General features: G+C 73.2%; 16 protein-coding genes. 11 read left to right on the plus strand and 5 right to left on the minus strand.

The window, feature by feature from the left end:
• Positions 1-244 precede the first annotated feature (244 nt).
• Positions 245-937 carry a hypothetical protein gene (locus tag ABD296_RS44800; protein ID WP_344282960.1) on the plus strand — a complete coding sequence of 231 codons (693 nt, stop codon included), beginning with the start codon at positions 245-247 and terminating at the stop codon, positions 935-937.
• 4 nt (positions 938-941) lie between these two features.
• Here the strand turns inward: ABD296_RS44800 and ABD296_RS44805 are convergent, their stop codons facing one another.
• Positions 942-2843: a TNT domain-containing protein gene (locus ABD296_RS44805; RefSeq protein WP_344282962.1), complete on the minus strand. Its 1902-nt coding sequence runs from the start codon at positions 2841-2843 to the stop codon at positions 942-944.
• 155 nt (positions 2844-2998) lie between these two features.
• Here ABD296_RS44805 and ABD296_RS44810 point away from each other — a divergent pair, with 155 nt between their 5' ends.
• Positions 2999-4177: an alpha/beta hydrolase family protein gene (locus ABD296_RS44810; RefSeq protein WP_344282965.1), complete on the plus strand. Its 1179-nt coding sequence runs from the start codon at positions 2999-3001 to the stop codon at positions 4175-4177.
• Here the strand turns inward: ABD296_RS44810 and ABD296_RS44815 are convergent.
• On the minus strand, positions 4164-5117 hold the full coding sequence (locus ABD296_RS44815; RefSeq protein WP_344282968.1) for a zinc-binding dehydrogenase: 954 nt from the start codon (positions 5115-5117) through the stop codon (positions 4164-4166). The two genes, ABD296_RS44810 and ABD296_RS44815, sit on opposite strands and share 14 nt — an antisense overlap.
• Positions 5118-5271: 154 nt before the next feature.
• Here ABD296_RS44815 and ABD296_RS44820 point away from each other — a divergent pair, with 154 nt between their 5' ends.
• The 6 genes from ABD296_RS44820 to ABD296_RS44845 all read left to right on the plus strand — a co-directional run bounded on the left by ABD296_RS44820 (position 5272) and on the right by ABD296_RS44845 (position 12891).
• Positions 5272-5859, plus strand: a complete 588-nt coding sequence (locus tag ABD296_RS44820; protein ID WP_344282971.1) for a hypothetical protein — start codon at positions 5272-5274, stop codon at positions 5857-5859.
• A 23-nt stretch (positions 5860-5882) separates the two neighbouring features.
• Entirely contained in the window at positions 5883-6650 is a 768-nt protein-coding gene (locus ABD296_RS44825; RefSeq protein WP_344282974.1) for a hypothetical protein, read from the plus strand.
• A gap of 23 nt (positions 6651-6673) precedes the next feature.
• Positions 6674-8401, plus strand: coding sequence for a serine/threonine-protein kinase (locus tag ABD296_RS44830; RefSeq protein WP_344282977.1), 1728 nt, complete (start codon positions 6674-6676; stop codon positions 8399-8401).
• Positions 8402-8638: 237 nt separating this feature from the next.
• Positions 8639-10120, plus strand: a complete 1482-nt coding sequence (locus tag ABD296_RS44835; RefSeq protein WP_344282979.1) for a hypothetical protein — start codon at positions 8639-8641, stop codon at positions 10118-10120.
• A 94-nt stretch (positions 10121-10214) separates the two neighbouring features.
• Entirely contained in the window at positions 10215-12074 is a 1860-nt protein-coding gene (locus ABD296_RS44840; protein ID WP_344282982.1) for an endonuclease/exonuclease/phosphatase family protein, read from the plus strand.
• A gap of 49 nt (positions 12075-12123) precedes the next feature.
• A complete protein-coding gene (locus ABD296_RS44845) occupies positions 12124-12891 on the plus strand; it encodes a hypothetical protein (protein WP_344282985.1) in 768 nt (255 codons plus the stop codon).
• Here ABD296_RS44845 and ABD296_RS44850 read toward each other — a convergent pair.
• Entirely contained in the window at positions 12888-13433 is a 546-nt protein-coding gene (locus ABD296_RS44850) for a PadR family transcriptional regulator (RefSeq protein WP_344282988.1), read from the minus strand. The genes ABD296_RS44845 and ABD296_RS44850 overlap by 4 nt on opposite strands.
• A gap of 88 nt (positions 13434-13521) precedes the next feature.
• Here ABD296_RS44850 and ABD296_RS44855 point away from each other — a divergent pair, with 88 nt between their 5' ends.
• The gene (locus tag ABD296_RS44855; protein WP_344282991.1) at positions 13522-14454 is read left to right on the plus strand and encodes an alpha/beta hydrolase; all 933 of its coding nucleotides are present in this window, start codon (positions 13522-13524) and stop codon (positions 14452-14454) included.
• On the opposite strand, the gene ABD296_RS44860 is transcribed toward ABD296_RS44855, so the two are convergent.
• Positions 14449-14790, minus strand: a complete 342-nt coding sequence (locus ABD296_RS44860; RefSeq protein WP_344282994.1) for an MmcQ/YjbR family DNA-binding protein — start codon at positions 14788-14790, stop codon at positions 14449-14451. The two genes, ABD296_RS44855 and ABD296_RS44860, sit on opposite strands and share 6 nt — an antisense overlap.
• 104 nt (positions 14791-14894) lie before the next feature.
• Between ABD296_RS44860 and ABD296_RS44865 the strand changes: the two genes are divergently transcribed.
• Both ABD296_RS44865 and ABD296_RS44870 read left to right on the plus strand, forming a co-directional pair.
• Complete coding sequence (locus ABD296_RS44865; protein WP_344282997.1) at positions 14895-15470, plus strand: TetR/AcrR family transcriptional regulator; 576 nt, start codon at positions 14895-14897, stop codon at positions 15468-15470.
• 77 nt (positions 15471-15547) lie between these two features.
• Positions 15548-16729: a Cmx/CmrA family chloramphenicol efflux MFS transporter gene (locus ABD296_RS44870; protein WP_344283000.1), complete on the plus strand. Its 1182-nt coding sequence runs from the start codon at positions 15548-15550 to the stop codon at positions 16727-16729.
• Between the two features lie 45 nt (positions 16730-16774).
• On the opposite strand, the gene ABD296_RS44875 is transcribed toward ABD296_RS44870, so the two are convergent.
• Positions 16775-17976, minus strand: a 1202-nt coding sequence (locus ABD296_RS44875; RefSeq protein ID WP_344283003.1) for a hypothetical protein, incomplete at its 5' end; no start/stop codon positions are given.

A 17976-nucleotide genomic window follows, 5' to 3' on the forward strand; every position in this document is an offset into this window, starting at 1 on the left:
CACAGACCGACATGGCTCCGACCCGCCTTCCCCCCCGCCCGCGCCCGGCCCGGCGGCGCCCGGCCCGTCCGACGTCCCGCCACCCGGCGCGACGCCCCCGGCCGGCGCGCCCATGCCGGATCCGGCGGCTCCGGCTGCGATGCCGGGCGGGACCGTTCCAGGCGGCGTCTGACGCGCGGGGACCGCGACACGCGCCGGGGGTCGGCGGTGGGGTGGTTCGCGCGGGTTGCTTAGGGTTGGGGGCATGCGGCTCTACGACCAGCGGACCGGGCAGGCCCAGGAGCTTCCACCGGGAAGGGTCCTGCGGATCCAACTCCTGGAGGGGGCCGGGCACCGCGCGCTGGTGGTGACCGACCTGCTGCGGCGGACGGGCGAGCGGGCCGGCCGCGAGGTGCACGTCGCCTGCTCGCCGGACCTGGTGGTCGACGACCGCGACCTGACGGACTACAACGTCCAGCCGTTCGAGGTCCTCGACTGGGACGCGCCGCCGCCGCGGGCCGACCTCTACATCGCGTCCTCGACGGACGTCGACGTCGACGCGCACTGGATGCTGGTCCCGCAGGAGAGCGGCGACTGGCGCACGGCCATGGCGGACGCCGGGATGGACGCGCTCGCGGCGCGGCTGGCGATGCTGGAGGTGCCCTACCGCGACCCGCTCGAGCTGACGGCGGCCCGCTACATGACGGCGGCCGGGCGCCTGGACGCGTGGCGGAGCCTGGTCGCCGGGTGGGCGCGGAGCCCGGGGCGGCCGATGGACCGCGAGTACGCGCGGAAGGCGGAGCAGGCCCTGACCGACGACCTGGACGGCCCGTCCGCGCTGGCCGTGCTCGACGAGATCGCCGCCGACCCGGACGTCCCGCCGGGCGCGAAGCTGGAGACCTTCATCCATCTCGACCTGACGCTGGCCCTGGGCCTGGTCGCGGCCATCGGCACCTGACCCGTCAGTCGTGGACCTCCTGGAGGCTGCCGTCCGCGAGCAGGTAGGCGAGCGAGCGCTCGAACACGTACGCCGTGCCGCCGCCGGGCTGCTCGAACCACGGGACCGCCGTGCCGGTGAGGGCCTGCACGGGGCGCAGTAGCCGGTACACGTGGTACTCGCGTTCCTGCCAGTCGGCGGGCAGCGAGCGTTGGGGGAACGGTGTGCGCGCGGCGTAGGCGGTGTTACCGCCATGGCCTCCATAGCGGTCCACTTCGGTTCCTGCGGGAAGTTCGGTGAACTGCCGGTCGCGCAACAGCGACAACGGCGGCTCCCCCTTCAGCGGCTGAATCTTGGGGATCTGGACGGTCTGCTGCGGCGCCACCATCAGCAGGCTGCCGAGGAGATAGGCGGCGGCGTTCTCTCCGTTGTCGAAGGTGACCAGCCGGGTCCGTTCACCGTTGTCGAGGTGGAAGACCGTCCAGCCCGCCCGCTCCTGGAGCAGGCACCAGGTTCCCTCTTCCTCGCCGCGGAGCCGATAGCGCGCGCGGTCGATCTGGAGGGCGTCCAGGCGGTTCTGCAGGAACGCGAGCCACTGCTCGGGCTCCGGTTCCGTCCGGATGCCGCGCGGCGCGGTGCGTCCCATCGCGGCGGCGCTCGCGGCGTCCATCGCGTCGTCGTCCACGACAGGGACCCGGAACCCGTGCGCGCGCATGTGCGCGACCAGGTCGGGTTCCGGCGGGACGCCGTGCTCGCGCAGGTAGTAGCCGACCGCGCCCGACCACACCCATGCCCCGTCGGTGTGGAAGGTCAGCGGGACGCGTTCGCCGCGCGACGGGTCGAGCAGGTCCGGGGCGCTGAAACGGGCCGCCATCACGGCGGGCGCGTCCTCCAGGTACCGGATCACGGCGTCGGCCTCGTCCGGCGGGACGGGCGGGCGCGACACCACGGGCGGGCCGCCGTCCGTCCCCGCCCGGTCGAACACCCGCGCCTTCCGCACCGGGCTCTCGAACCGGGTGGGTGGGGGCGGTGAGACGGGCGCCGGGCCGAGGCGCCGCGCCATCCACTCGGGGACGTCGCGGCGCGGCAGCCGCTCCAGCTCCCGCCGGACGTCGTCCGCCGACGGCTCGGACTCCCAGCGCGGCTCCTCGTCGCGGGTGAAGCTCGCCCGGCACTGCACGGCGCCGTCCCCGTAGACGATCTCGACGTCGATCCGGGACCAGGTGGAGCCCTGGAACGCGTGCGTCCCGGCACGCAGCCGGTCGAGCAGCCCGGCGGCGGCGCGCGGCGGCGTCCAGGCCTCTGTCGTGCCGTCCGCCTTCCGCAGCGCCATCGGCGGGAACTCCACATGCCCGCCGACCGCCTGGTAGTGCCCGGAGATCCGCTCCCAGAACGGCGGCGCGTGGTCGGCGACCAGCACCGCGAACGGCCCGGTCAACAGCTCCGTCTGCTCGACCGGGTCCAGCGGCGCCGGCGCGGGCCACTCGGCGGGCTCGGACGGCTCGCGGCCCTCCAGCCGGTCCCGCAGCCAGCCCGGCACGTTCGCGCCGTCGCGCGGCATCACGATCTGGTCGCGCCGCCACGCCTCCAGCGGCGCCGGCGGGTCCCACTCCGGGTCGAACTCGTCGTTGTAGAGGAACAGCGCCGCGGCGGGCTCGACGATCGCCAGCATCGAGAACCAGGTGCCCTGCTCCGACAGGTAGTGCGCGCGGCGCAGCTCGGTCAGCATGGCGGCCAGCTCGTCCGGCACGACCTCGGCGGGCACCACCGCGCCCTCCCCGGTCAGCATCGTCAGCGCCACGTCGCTCGCCGCCACGGTCGCCGCGCAGCGCAGGTCGATGCGGCGCCAGCGCGGCGGCGCGGTCTGCCGCGCGAACCGGACGACCCGCTCCTCGATCTCCGCGATCCGCTCGCTCTGCCCCGTCACCCGCGCGTCCCCTCGTGTGATCCCTATGGAACCTGAGCGGCAGGTTAACCGCACGGATCCGCCCATTGCGGCGGGACCCGGTGTTCGCGGACGCTCGGGGACATGGCCGCCGACGCGCCCGGAGCCCACCCGGACGTGGGCTAACGTCCTATGTCGTGTCCACCGATGCCCCCGAATCACCGGTCCCCGCGACGTCGTCCGCCCGGCCGGCCCGCACGCGGCGCCGCCGCGTCCGCGCCCTGATGGCGGCGCTCGCCGCGGTAGCCGTCCTGCTGTGCGCGACGGTCGGCGGCATCGGCTGGTACTTCGCCGGCGTCGCCTCCGAGGTGGACCACACCGCCGAGTATCCGCTCACCATCGAGGACGCGTCGGACGGCACCGTCACCCTGCCCCGCGAGCCCGAGACGGAACGCCCCGGCACCTGGGCGCTCGTCTGGGAGCACGGCGGGCGGGCCCTGCTCGGCCCGGTCGTCGGCGGCGACCACGACCACGTCGTCCGCAAGGTCGTCTCCGTCTCCCACGGGACGCTCACCAAGGGCGCCGCGGCGAGCATCGACCACTGGATCTACTCCGGCGACCCGAAGACGGCGCTGGGGCTCGACTTCAAGGACGTCACGTACCCGTCCAAGCTCGGCCCGATGCCCGCATGGCTGCTGCCCGGATCCTCTCCCAAGAGCACCTGGGTCATCGGCGTCCACGGACGCAACGCCGACAAGGCCGAGACGTTCCGCGCCATGCGGACCGTCCACGACCTGGGGCTGCCCATGATGTCGATCGCGTACCGCAACGACGTCGGCGCCCCCAAGTCCCGCGACCACAAGAACCACCTGGGCGACACCGAATGGAACGACGTCGCGTCGGCCATCTCGTACGCGCGCGCGAACGGCGCCACCGGCGTCGTCCTGTACGGATGGTCGATGGGCGGCGCCATGGTCATGACGACACTGCGGCACGACCCGTCGTTCGTCCGCGGCGTCGTCCTGGACTCCCCCGTCATGGACTGGAACGCCACGCTCGACAAGCAGGGCGACGCCCGCCACCTGCCGCCGTTCGTCACCAGCCTCGCCAAGACCGTCCTGGAACGGCGCATCGGCATCGACCTCAAGGACTTCGACCAGCGCCGCTACGCCCCCAAGCTGCGGACGCCGACCCTGCTGTTCACCACCGCCGACGACGAGACCGTCGCCAACGGCCCCGCCTTCACCTTCGCCCGGACGGCACCGCGCGGCATGGTCACCCACATCGCCGCGCAGGGCGACCACACCGAGGCGTGGAACGTCGACCCGTCCGCCTACGAGGCCGCCCTCCGGGCCTTCCTCTCTAGAGTCCGCTGACCTGCAGCAGCGTCTTTCCAGTGGTCGCGCGGGACTGGATGGCCGCGTGCGCGTCGGCGGCGTTCTGCAGCGGGAAGCGCTGGCCGATCAGCGGACGCAGCCGCCCGGCGGCCGCCTCCTGCAGCGCGCTCACCGTCGCGTCCCTCATCTCCTGCGGCGACGGTTTCGGCTGGAGAAGTGCGACGCGCCGCGCTTGGGCCGCCTCGTCCGGGATACCGGCCCACTCCCCGCTCGCCAGACCGAAGCTGACCATCCGGCCGCCCTCGCGGAGCAGCGTGAACGCCTCCCGGCCGACGTCCCCGCCGACCCCGTCGAACACCACGTCCACGGGCCCGGTCCCCTCACTCCAGCCCGGCTCCCGGTAGTCGACCGCCTCGTCCGCGCCCAGCCGCAGCGCGACCTCCGTCTTGTGCGGTCCCCCGGCCGCCGCGACCACCGTCGCCCCCGCCGCCTTCGCCAGCTGGACGAGCAGCGTCCCGACCCCGCCCGCGGCCGCCTCCACCAGCACCCGCTCCCCCTTCTCCGGACGCGCCGCCCCCATCATCAGCGTCGCCGTCCGCCCGTCGGCCAGCAGCGCGACGGCCTCGTCGAGCGGCAGACCGTCCGGCACCTCGAACAGGCTCCCGGCGTCGACCGCGGCCAACTCCGCGTACCCGCCGGACCCGCCCGTGCCGCTCACGACCCGCCGCCCGACCAGCCCCGGATCGGCCCCCTGCCCCGCCGCCGTCACCGTCCCGCCGACACCATTGCCAGGGATCATCGGAAGCCGCGGCGCGAACGGCTGCGGCCCCCGCCCCGCCCGCATCTGCGTCTCCACGAAAGTGACATTCGCGTACTCCACCTCGACGAGCACCTGCCCGTCCCCCGGCACCGGATCCGGCGCCTCCCCCGGCACCAGCACCTCCGGACCACCGAACTCCCTCAGCCACACCGCGCGCACAGCACCCCTCCGTTCACCGATCGTCCCTCCAGGCTGCAACCTCAACCGAGATCGAGGTCAACCGTCCGCAACGAATCCCTTTTCTCGCCACACCCACCTCTGTAAGCTTTCGCGCGTATTCCGCCCCGTTGTCGGCCAGCGCTCAGGGATGGCGATGCGCGCCCGGTTGGTACATTCCTCCCCGCAACGGCTCCGCCGCGCCGCGATCCCCCTCGCCGCCCTTCCCCTCCTCGCGGGCTGCGGCACGTCCCACCCGTCGTCCGGCGCCCTCAAGCCCGAAGGCTCCTTCGCCACCGGCGGCACCGCCGCCCCCGCGACGACCGCGCCCGCCCCGTCCGCCGTGCCGACCGCGCAGCTCTACAAGACGGTCGTCCAGCGCTACCGCGACTACCAGGCCGCCTACAAACAGGCGTACGCCACCAACGACCCCAGCGGCCTCCCCGCCGTCGCGACGGACCCCCTCCTCGCCCAGCTCACCAAGGACATCGAGTCCACCAAGGCCAAGGGCGAGATCTGGCGGTTCGCGAACACCTACAACCCTCGCGTCTACGCCACCTCCAAGGACGCCACGAAGGTCTACGTCATCGACTGCGTCCGCACCCTCGCGGCCTACCGCTACTCCGCGAAGACGGGCAAGCGGACGGCGGAGGCCCCAGGGGGGTCGTTCATCTATCGGAGCACCGTCCAGTACGACTCAGGCACCTGGAAGGTCGCCGCCTCGGTCCAGGACCGCGCATGCTGACGGTCCGCAGAGAAGGACACGCGATGTCTCCTCGCTCCTCCCGCCGCCGGCACCTGGTGCTCGGCGGCCTGGTGTCGACGGCCCTGGTCACTCCCCTGCTGGCGGCGAGCCCTGCACAGGCCGCTCCATGCAGGTTGGGTTCCAACCGCCACGCCAGTTGCAACAAGACCATTCATGAACCCGGTGGCGGAGGGTCGGGCGGACCGTCCGGCGGCGGCGGAGGTCCCAGCGGCCCGGTAGAGCCCCCGGCGCCGGTCGGGCTGGACCCGAACCAGGGCGTGGGCGTGGCGCCCGTTCCGGGGGGGAACGCGGCGCCGCCGGCGGCCGCGCCCGCCACGGCCGATCTGGTCGCCCAGGCACAGGCGTCGGCCGTCTTCCCGGTTCCCGTCGTGCACACCGCCCCGAAGGGCAAGACGTTCGTACGGCTGCGGACATCGCTGTGGGTGGACGGTTTCGACACCGTCCGGACGAATCCGATCACCGTGGGCGCGCAGACCATCCAGTTGACGGGCGCACCCGCCACGGTCACCTGGAACCTCGGGGAGGCGACGAAGACCTGCAAGGACGCCGGAAGCGAGAACGGCCGGACATGCGACTACATCTATCAGCGGTCCTCCGCCGGGCAACCCGGTGGCGCCTACCAGGTCACCGCCACCATCACCTGGGACGTCACCTGGACATGCGGGGGCGACGACTGTGACGAACCGGGCGGAAACCTCGGTCCGAACGCGGTGACCTCGCAGGCCTCGCCGCTCGTCGTCGGCGAGATCCAGACCACCACGGGCCAGTGACGGGCGGTCCGCGCGATTGGGAGGTGCCCGGCTACGTCGAGATCGAGCGACTCGGCTCGGGAGCCCAAGGGACGGTCGTACTCGCACGTCATCAGACGGGCGGGCCGGCTGTCGCGATCAAATACCTGGCAGGGGACCTTCTCGGGAACACCAACGCGAGGGACACCTTCCGGAGCGAGGCGGACCACCTCCGGCGGGTCGTTGATCCTCATGTGGCGCGGCTGTACTACTACGTGGAGTCGCAGCAGGGAGCCGCGATCATCCTGGAAGCCGTTCCGGGACGGTCTCTACGGCGCGTACTGGACGATCACGATGAGCCGCTCGCAGCGGAAGCCGCGCTGACGATGTTGAAGGGCTCGCTGCTCGGGCTGGCGGCGGCGCACGCGGTGGGCATCGTCCATCGCGACTACAAGCCGGCGAACGTGCTCGTCCAGGACGACGGGCAGAGCAAGCTGATCGACTTCGGCATCGCCGTCCTGACCGGGCAGGGCGATCACGCCGGAACGCCCGCCTACATGGCGCCCGAGCAGTGGGAGGGCCAGCCCGCCACACCGGCGACCGACCTCTACGCGGCGACCTGCGTGTTCGTGGAATGCGTCACGGGCAACAAGCCCTTCCAGGCGACGACGGTAGAGGAGTACCGCACCAAGCACACGACCGTGCCTGTGCCACTTGACCGGGTGCCCGAGCCGCTGCGGCCGCTCGTCCAGCGAGGTCTGGCCAAGAGCCCGGCCGAGCGCACATGGAACGCACATCAGTTCGTCGGAGAACTGGAAGAGCTCGCCGTCCGCGAGTACGGGCCGGACTGGGAGCGGCGCGGCGTCATCACGCTCGGCGCGGTGGCGGCAACGGTCGGGGCGGCCATCCCACTGGCGGTGCTCGGCGGCAGTCTGCTTGCACATGGCGCGTCGTCCACAGGCGTAGGCGCAATGGCTTCAGGTGCCACCGGTCATGCCGCCGGGCTCATGCAGAGCGCGGCCTCGGCGGACGTCGCGGCCAAGGCCGGCACCTCCACGTCCAAAGGCGTACTGACCAAGTTGGGCGGTACCAAGGGGGCGACGGCCATCGCGGGGGTCGGGGTCGGCGGGGCCATCGCGGCTTGGGTTCTCTGGCCGTCGGGCCCGGGGGTCGGCGGAGTGAGCCAGGGCGGCATCCACGCCCACTGGACCCACCCGGGACTACTCGTCGGCCAGCCCAACATGCCCGCATCCGATACCCCCTACATGGATCTGAAGCTGAAGGTCACGCCGGCAAGGATGAAGCCGGGGACCACCCTGCGGCTGGTCGAGTACTTCCACGCGCGTACACCGTCCGGCGGCATATACCTGCCCGGCGGCCGACGCCAGTGTTACGGGGAGAACAGCAAACGCACTGACGTCGAGGGAAATTACAGCTTCGGGTGGAACAACGAAGGTGGTCCCGCGTACGGAAAGGACCTGTTCTTCTACAGAATTCCACCGGCGAAGAGACATGAGCTTCCCACCGGAACAGGGGCCATCCCGGTCTCGGCGACGAGCAAGATCACCGATAAGGCTGAGCCTTTCGTCCCGTCCGAGTGCGCGTTCTTGAGCAAGTGGACACAGACCTTCACGCTTCGAGTGCCGGGGAAGGACGTTCTGGCGCCCGGAAGGTACCTGGTCACGCCGATCGGCCCGATGCGGATCACGGGCAAGAGGGCCGGGGTCTCGCAGGAGGCGATGGGGACGGTCAACGAGGGGGCCGCGCCGTTGGTACAGGTGTTGGGCGGGTAAACGGGTTGCGGGGGTGTGTGGGGGCCGCTGGTAGGATCGCGGCCGATGCGCGGGTGGATGCTGTGACGCACTCAGGGTTCTCGCCAGGCGGACGGGCGACTCGCACACTTCCCCCGTTCCCCCGCGCAGTCGTTCCGACGACAACCGCATAGGAAGCCGCTCGCCCCGGTGCCCGCGCGCCGGCGCCGGCCGCCGTCGCCCAGCGTCCGCCGCACGTCCACAGTTAGGTTCCCGGTGTTGCTCTCCCCTCAGATCCGCCGCCGCCTGAAGGCCGGGCCGGTGCGCGCCGCGGTGGCGGGCAACCGGCTGTTCTCGGTCCTGCTGGTCGCCGGGCTGGCGCTGCGGGTCTTCGTGGTGCTGGGGTATCCGCCGGCGCTGTGGTTCAACGACAGCTACGACTTCCTGCGGATCGCGGACGGGCCGTTCCCGCATCCGCTGCGGCCGTCCGGTTACGGGCTGTTCCTCTGGGGGCTGAAGCCGTTCCACAGCCTGGCGCTGGTGACGGGGTTGCAGCACACGGCGATCCTGGGGATCGCCGTGGTCGGGTATGTGGCGCTGGTCCGGAACTTCGAGGTCAGGCGGTGGGTGGCGGCGCTGGCGGTGGCGCCGCTGCTGCTGGACGCCTACCAGGCGGAACTCGAGCATCTGATCTTGTCGGACACGGTGTTCACCGTGCTGATCTTGGTGGCGATGCTGCTGCTCGCGCGGCCGGGCGCGGCCGGGTGGCGGCGGGCCGCGCTGGTGGGGGCGCTGCTGGGTGTGGCGGCCGTCACCCGGACGGTGGGGGTGCCGCTGTTCCTGATCGCGCTGCTCTACCTGCTACTGCGGCGGACGCGGTGGACGTCGTTCGCGGTGCTGGCGGCGGCGTTCGTGCTGCCGCTCGGCGGGTACGCGGCGTGGTTCCACTCCGACTACGGCCGGTTCGGGATGACCGGGGTGGACGGGATCTTCCTGTGGGGGCGGACGTCGACGTTCGCGGACTGCGACCGGCACACGCCGCCGCCGGAGCTGGCGCATCTGTGCCCGTACGGGTCGCCGGACGGGCGGCCCGCGGCGTCGCACCAGATCTGGGTGGAGAACTCGCCGACCGGGTGGGTGGACGGGAAGCCGTTCGACGAGAAGACCAACGAGCAGGCGCAGGAGTTCGCGCTGTGGGCGATCCGGACGCAGCCGCTCGGCTATGTGAAGGCCGTTTCCTACGATTTCTTCGTCCGGACGTTCTCATGGAAGCGGCACCATTATCCGACGCCCGGGACGGAGGCGCGGTACCACTTCCCGATGCGTGCGCAGGAGCAGAAGCCGCTGCCGCTGATCGGCGGCGGTGACCGGATCTCGGTGGTCCGGGATTACGAGCGCGGTTCGGGGAAGACGCATATCGTCGCCCCGTTCGCGGGCTGGTTACGGGCTTACCAGGACCACGTTTACGTGCGGGGGTCGATGCTCGGCGCGGTGCTGCTGGCCGGGCTCGCGGGGCTGCTGCGGCGGCGGCGGGCGCGCAGGGAGACCGCGCTGCTGTGGGCGACGGCGGTGACGCTGCTGGCGATCCCGCCGGTCACGGTGGACTTCGACTACCGGTACATGCTGCCCGCGATGCCGTTCGCGTGTTTCGCGGCGGCGCTGGCGTGGGGGCGCCGGCGCGCGGTGGAGGCGGAGCCGGACGGGGCGAAGGCGTCGCCCGCCGAGCCGGAGGAGGCGGAGGTCCAGCCGGCCGGGGCGTGACCGGGCCCGGCCAGAGGCGAAGATCGCCGAGGGTATTGCGCGCGGCCGAGGCTATACGTGAGACTCCTTCACATTCTGGCCGAAGGAGGACCCCATGGCGCGCATCCGGCTCGACGTGCTGTTCGGCGTCCTGGTCCTGGCCGACGTGCTGCGCGTCTTCCTGCCGTCGCTGATCACGCTGGTCGGCAGCGCGGGCTCGACGCCGGCCGAGGTGATGGGCGCGTACGCGCTGTCCTGGTTCGTCGCCGCGTTCCTCACCGTCCCGCTGGCCCGGCTGGTCCCGGCGAGGCGGCTTGCGGTCGCGGGTGGCGCGGCGCTGATCGCCGCGCGGATCGTCCTGCAGGCCACCGACGGCGGTGACCCGCAACTCTATGCGGCGAGCATCGGGCTGCTCGCCGGGCTCGTCTGGCTGGTCGCCACCGCGATGACCGCCGGGGAAGCGGCGCCCGTGATGACCGGCTTCGTGGCGGGCCTGGCCGCGGCGACGGCGCTCCAGGCGGCGGTCGAGGGCATCGACCTCGTGTGGCGGTCCGGGGTCGCGCCGTGGGTTCCGCTGCTGGTCTACCTCGGCCTGTTCGCCGTCACGCTGGCCCGGACGCGGGAGGCGGACGGCGAGGCCGCCACGCCCCGGGTGTGGCTGGCCGCCGGGCCGTCCGTCCTGCTCTGGGGGATCTACACCGGCAACCCCGGGCACGCGCAGGCGAGCGCGGGCTGGTCCGGCGGGGTCGCGGCGGCGCTGATCGCAGCCGTGGCGGTGCTGTCGGTCGCGGTGGCGGCGCGTCCCCGGTTCTGGACGCGGCGTCCGCTGGTCCCGGCGGCCGGGCTCGTCCTGTCGGCGCTCGGGTTCGCGGCCGGGCGCGCGACGGTCGACGGCGTGGACGGCGTCTCGCCCGGTTGGACGGTCGGCGCGCAGGTCCTCGGGCAGGTCGCGCTGGCGGGCTGCCTCGGCTGGGCGGCGCGCGTCCCCGGTTCGGACCGTCCCGGACGGCGCGGGACGGCGATGGCGGGCGGCTGGCTGCTGTTCGTCGTGCTGATGTTCGCCTACTACTCCGCCTACGATCTGGGGACGCCGAACCGCTGGGTCCCGGTCGTCACCGCTCTCGGGGTCGCGGCGCTGATCGTCCGGGCGCCGCGCGCGGTGGAGCGGCGAGGAGTCGGCGTGCGGGCGGCAGCGGCGGCGGTGGCCGCCGTCCTGGCGGTCGCGGCCGTCCCGCTGTGGCGCGACACCGGGCCGAAGTGGCGGCCGGTGGACGACGGCGGGCTGCGGCTCGCCGCCTACAACCTGCGGATGGGCTACGGCCTGGACGGGACGATGACCGTCACGAAGCAGGCGGACGCGCTCCGGAGGCTGCGCCCGCACGTCGTGGTGCTCAGCGAGGTCGACCGGGCGTGGATGCTGAACGGCGGCCGCGACTCGCTCCGGCTGATCTCCGAGCGGCTCGGGCTCCGCGCGATCTGGGCGCCCGCCGGGGACGAGGTGTGGGGCGACGCGGTCCTCACCGACCTGCCGGTCACCTCCGTCCGGAACGCGCCGCTGGTAACGGGCGGCCCGACCGGCGCGGAGGCGCTCCAGGTCGGGCTGCGGTGGAAGGGCCGCGACCTGACGGTGATCGCCACGCACACGCAGCCGCCGGACGGCTGGAAGGACCTCGGCCAGGCCGAGCAGCTCGCCCGCATCGCCCGCGACGCGGCGCGCGGCGGCCGGCAGGTCGTGATGGCCGGCGACATGAACCTGGAGCCGGGCAGCGCGCCGTGGCGGGTGCTGCTCGGCGCGGGGCTGACCGACGCGCTCGCCACCGCCCGCCCGTTCGCGACGTTCCCGGCCGTGCCGCGCCCCGACCAGCAGATCGACCAGGTGCTCGTCACGCCGGGCCTCACCGGGCGCGATCAGGCCAACGAGCCGGTCGCCTACTCCGACCACCGCCCCATCGCCGTCACCCTGGACGCGAAATGAGTACATGAGCGGATATCGCGGGTCGTTTCACGGTTGCCATCGTGATCGCATGCGCCGACCCTTGATCGTCCCGCCCATCGCCGTCCTGGCCCTCGTCCTCGCCGGCTGCGGCGAGACGCCGTACCGCGCGCCGGCCACGACCGTCGAGGACCGGGCCGCCGAGGAGGCGCGGAAGGCCGCGGACAAGGCGGGCGACCGGCTCTACAGCTCCCGCGTCCGGCCGGCGCAGGACGTGGCGCACAGCGCGGCGGACCTCGACGGGGTCGAGGTCATGAAGGTGACCGGCGGTTCGACCGCCGGTCCGGGGATCGAGCTCGTGCTCCGCACGTCCGGGACCGCCTCGCAGCCCTGGTCGGCCGATGCCCCGGTCACGGTGACGCGCTGCTTCGCGCTGTCCTTCTCCACGACGACCGAGTGGCACCGGTACGGGACGCGTGAGGTGGCCTGCCCGCCGGGGCGGCCGCTGGCGTTCAAGCCGTGGCCGAAGACGCCGGAGATCCCGGACGAGCGGCTGAAGAAGGCGCTGCCGCGCGTCCCGTCCGGCGGCACGGCCGACGAGGCGAAGGTCCGCGCGGCGGTCGCGTCCCTGCGCCTCGACCCGGCGATCCGCGTCGACGTCCTGAGGGAAGGGGACGTGGTGGGCGTGGCGCTGACGGTCAAGCCCGATCCGTCCGTGGACGACGCGCTGGACTGCACGCTCGCCCGCGTCGCGCCCGGCCGCACCAGCGTGTGGAGCCCGTCTCGGATCCAGCGGATGCCGGGCGAGGGCGGCTGCGGCGTCGGCTACGCCGTCCACCCGCAGCCGCCACCGCACTAGAGGTCGAGGTCGCCGGGATGCTCGGCGAGGTGCTCCCAGAAGTCCACGTACGCCCGCTCGTGCAGGATTCCGAGCTTCAGGATGCGGGCGCGCGAGGTCAGCCGCGCCTCGTCGGACGGGTCGAGGCGGGCGCGGCGCTCACGGTAGGTCTCCAGCCAGCGGCGGTGCAGCGCGGCCTGTTCGCGGGCGAGCGCGACGACGTCGTCCGGGTCGCCGAGGTCGGCGAAGAACAGCTTCAGCTGGGCCGGGTCGCGGGTCTCGATCCGCGGGCCGCCGGGGTCGGCGAGCCAGCGGCGCAGTGCGGCGCGGCCGGCGTCGGTGACGTGGAAGACGCGGCGGCGGCGACCGCCCTCCTCGGCCTCCTCGCGGAGCAGTCCGTCGGCGGCGAGCCGGGTGGGGATCCGGTAGAGCTGCGCGTGCGGGATCGGCCAGAACGGCTCGACGCCCTCCTCGACGCGCGCCTTGAGCTCGTAGGGCGTCATCGGCCCGTGCCGGGCGATCAGCCCGAGCACGACGTACGCCTGCACCCCGGGTTCCTCCATGCGCGCCCTCCTCCCCCTTGACACCATCTCAGTGAGACCATAGCGTCAATCTCACCGAGACCGTATCAATGAGATTGTGGAGGGACCCGTGAACGTCCATCCCGAACTCGCCGGCGTCCTCGCCGGCATGGCGCCCCGGCCGGACGATCCGGTCGCCGACATCGAGGCGACGCGCGCCGGGTTCAAGGCGCTGATGGCGCCGCTGATGCGTCCCGACGACGGCGCCGTGCTCATCGAGAAGGCGGCCGTCCCCGGACCGGACGGCAACGAGATCCCTGTGCAGATCCTGCGCCCCGCCGGCGCCGGGCCCGGTCCGCTGCCCGCCGTCCTCTACATCCACGGCGGCGGGTTCAGCTACGGCGAGCTGGACGGGCCCAGCCCGATGGCGCGGGACGTCTGCACCGAGACCGGCTCGCTCGTCGTGAACGTCCACTACCGGCTGGTGCCGGAGCATCCGTTCCCCGCCGGCTTCGAGGACTGCTACGCCACGCTGCGCTGGCTGGCCGCGAACGCCGATGCCCTGGGCGCCGACCCCGCGCGGATCGCGGTGGCGGGCGCGTCGGCGGGCGGCTGCCTGGCCGCCGCACTGTGCCTCGCGGCGCGCGACCGGGGCGGCCCCGCCATCGCGTTCCAGACCCTGCTGATCCCGTGCCTGGACGACCGGCTCGCCACCCCGTCCTCCCACCGGATCACCGACCCGCGCCTCACCAACCGCGCCAAGATGCGCGCGATGTGGGACGCCTACCTGCCCTGCGGCGCCGTCTCCCCCTACGCGGCGCCGGCGCGGGCGGACGACCTGTCCGGCCTGCCACCCGCCTACGTCCTGACGTGCGGGCTCGACCCGCTGCGCGACGAGGGCCTGGACTACGCGCGGCGCCTCATGGAGGCCGGCGTCCCGGTGGAGGTGAAGGACGTGCCGGGCGCGTGGCACCTGTTCGAGGCGTCCGCGCCGGGCACCGACCTGGCCCGCCGCACCACCCGGCACTGGCTCACGGCGCTCTACGCGGCGCTCACCTCATGAGCCGAGACGGGCGGCGGCGACCTTCTTCGGCACGACCATCCGCCAGGCGTCCATGACCAGCTCGCGCATCTCGGGCTCGTCGAGCGCCGCCGTCCACGCCTCGACCCAGTTGAACCGCATGTCCGACTCGCCGGGCAGCCGGAACCTCCCCGGCTCGGACTCGACCAGCGCCGCCCGCTCCTCCTTCGGGAACGCGAACCCCATGACCGTCTCGTCCCGCGAGAACGCCACGTAGACGATCGAGCCGACGCGGAACTTCACCCGGTCCCTGATGAGGTGCTCGGACGTCCGGGGCAGCGTCACCGCCAACTCCCGCACCTGCTCGACCGTGATCACGTCGCCTCCCCTGACCGTAGCCGGAAAAGTATCACCGTCACCCGGCCCGCGGGCCCGCCGACGGGTATTGGATCGGGCTGTCCATAACGTGTTAGGGTCGGGGCATGGCGAGGCCGCGGAAGTTCGAGGAGGAGCGGGCGGTGGAGGCCGCCATGCGGGCCTTCTGGGCGTCGGGGTACGAGGCGACGTCGACGCAGGAGCTGTGCGAGGCGACCGGGCTCGGGCGCAGCAGCATCTACAACACCTTCAACAGCAAGCACGACCTGTTCACCAGGGCGTTGACGCGCTACATGGACGTCAAGACGGCGAACGTCGTCGAGGCGCTGGAGGACGTGGAGCGGCCCGTGCGGGAGCGGTTGCGGACGGTGCTGGAGTGGGCCGTGCGGGCGGAGGCCGATGATCCGGCCGGGTGCCTGGTGGTCAACACGATGATCGAGATGGCGCCGCGCGACGAGGACGTCGCCGGGCGGCTCGCGAAGGACCAGAAGAAGCGGCTGGTGGCGCTGCGGGCGGCGATCGAGGGCGGGCAGCGGTCCGGCGAGATCGACGCGGGCCGGGACGCGGAGGGCCTGGCGCACTTCGTCATCGCGACCATCAGCGGGATGCGCGTCGCGGCGCGCGGCGGCGCGGACGAGCGGACGCTGCAGACGATCGCCGAGACGGCCCTGGCGGCGATCTGATCCGAGCCGGCGGGCGGCGGCCCGCCTTTTTTCATGGACCGGTTTTGAACTGTTCAATCCAATACGGGAGATGACCGATGCCACTCGCCGTCTACGTCCTGGGGCTGGCGATCTTCGCCCAGGGCACCTCGGAGATGATGCTGGCCGGGCTGCTGCCGCAGATGTCGGCGGACCTCGGCGTGTCCGTGCCGGACGCGGGGCTGCTGATCTCGGCGTTCGCGGTCGGGATGCTGGTGGGCGCGCCGGTGCTGGCCGTCCTCACGCTGCGCTGGCCGCACCGGCGGTCGCTGCTGGCGTTCCTGACGCTGTTCGCGCTCATGCACGTGGCGGGCGCGCTGACGCCCGGGTACGGGGTGCTGTTCGCGACGCGGGTGGCCGCGGCGTTCGTGTACGCGGGGTTCTGGGCGGTCGCCGCGGCGGCGGCGATCGGGCTGGTGCCGGCGAACGCGCGGGGCCGCGCGATGGGGATCGTGGCGGGCGGGCTCACCCTCGCCACCGTCCTCGGGCTGCCCGCCGGGACCGTCCTCGGGCAGCACCTCGGCTGGCGGTCGGTGTTCTGGGCGGTCGCGGCGATGTCGCTCGCGGCGATGGCCGGGGTCGCGGCGACGGTCAAGGGCGGGCGGCCGGACGAGGCCGCGCCGCGTCTCGGAGCCGAGCTGCGCGCGATGGCCAGGCCGCGGCTGTGGCTGTCCTACGCGACGACGTCGCTGGCCATGGCCGCGCTGATGGTCACCTTCAGCTATCTCGGCGCGATGCTGGAGGACGCGACGGGCATCCCGGAGCAATGGGTTCCGGCTGTGCTCGCGCTGTACGGGGCGGGCACGCTGATCGGGATCGCGCTCGGGGGGCGGACGGCCGACGCCCGGCCCATGGCGACCCTCTACGCGGGGATAGCCGGGCTGGTGGCGGTGTCGGCCGGGTTGGCGCTGACGCTGGGCTCCCCGGTGCCGGTCATGGTGCTGGTGTTCCTGCTGGGCCTGTTCGGGTTCGCGATCAATCCGGCGCTCAACTCGCGGGTGTTCGCGCTGTCGGACGCGTCCCGGACGCTGGTCGCCGCGACGAGCACCTCGGCGTTCAACGTGGGCATCACCGTCGGGCCGTGGCTGGGCGGGCTGGCGCTGGACGCGGGCGCCGGGTACTCCACCACCGCGTGGATCGGTGCCGGGCTGGGCGTCGGCGCCCTCGCCGTGGTGGCGCTGGGGCGGGAGCGGCGGCCCGTCCGGCGGGAGAGCCGGGCACGGGTCACCGTCGACGCGTGAACGGGCGGGCCGGCGCGGGACGTCCGCACCGGCCCGCCGAGCGGACTACCAGCGGCACTGCGGGGCGGGGAGGCCCCAGAGAGCGCGCTTGTTCGGGTACTCCGCCAGCGTCCAGACACGGTGCTGGGCGCGGTAGCAGCTCAGGTCCTCGGGACCGTAGGAGATCGTCCGCTTGGACACGTGCCGCCAGCCGTGGCCGCGCTGGTCGGCCTGGAGCATCGTGCCGCGCTTGGACCCGTGGCTCTGCGTGAACCACCAGTGCCCGTGCGCCCGGACACCGCCCTGCGTGCGGTCGCCGGGCAGGCTCGCGACCCAGTCCGGGTAGGCGACGCCGTCGTGCCCGGCGACGATCCCGGTGCCGTTGCGCAGCGGCCATGTCGCGACGCGTCCGCGCGGCTCCTTCTCCTTGCAGTACTCGCCGGCGATCAGCGACGGGTGCGCCGCGGTGCGGTCGATGGACATCCACGACACGCGGGGCGCGCCGTGGCCGGTGCACTTGGCGCCGGCCCAGCCGTGGGCGTACTGCCAGCTGCCGGTCTGCGGCATGACGTACCGGTAGCCGTGCCCGTAGTACTTGCCGTCGTGCAGGCCGACCCGCTCGGCGTGCTGCGTCGATCCGTTCCGGCTGCGGCCGAGGTCGTAGATCTGCCGCATGTCGAAGACGCGCAGCCCCGCGCGGGTGTCGGCGACGTAGAGCTTGTCGCCGAACCAGGCGATGCCGCCGGCGTGCAGGGCGACGTCGCTGTAGGAGACCTTCCCGTTCCTGATGACCGGGTAGACGAGCAGGACGTGCCGGTAGGTGCGCCGGTCCGGGTTCACGAACGTGAGCCGGACGGCTCCGTGGTTGTGCCAGGAGACGAGGATCGGGCGGCCCGCGCCCCACCGCCCGTCGACCGCCGCGTCGGAGACCGTCGTGACGCCCTGCGGGTACCACTTCTTGGTCGCCGAGTCCTGCTTGTCGAAGCAGTGGACGCGCGCGCCGGCGGGCACCTTGGCCGCGCCGCCGCAGCCGCTCGCGAGGTGCCGCTGCCCCGAGGCGTTGATCAGCGCCTGGACGCCGCTCTTGGCGAGCCTCTCGCCGAGGGCGCGCAGCGGCCGGTCGAGGTTGGCGCCGCGCCGCAGGCCGAAGTCCGCCTTGCGGGGCGCGGCGGCCCGCACCGCGCCGGACGGCGGCGAGGCGGACGCCGCCGCGGTTTCCGGTTGGACGGCGGCGGGGACGGCCGCCATCAGCGCGGCCAGCGGGACGC

This window comes from Actinomadura napierensis (genome assembly GCF_039529375.1).
Taxonomy (GTDB): domain Bacteria; phylum Actinomycetota; class Actinomycetes; order Streptosporangiales; family Streptosporangiaceae; genus Spirillospora; species Spirillospora napierensis.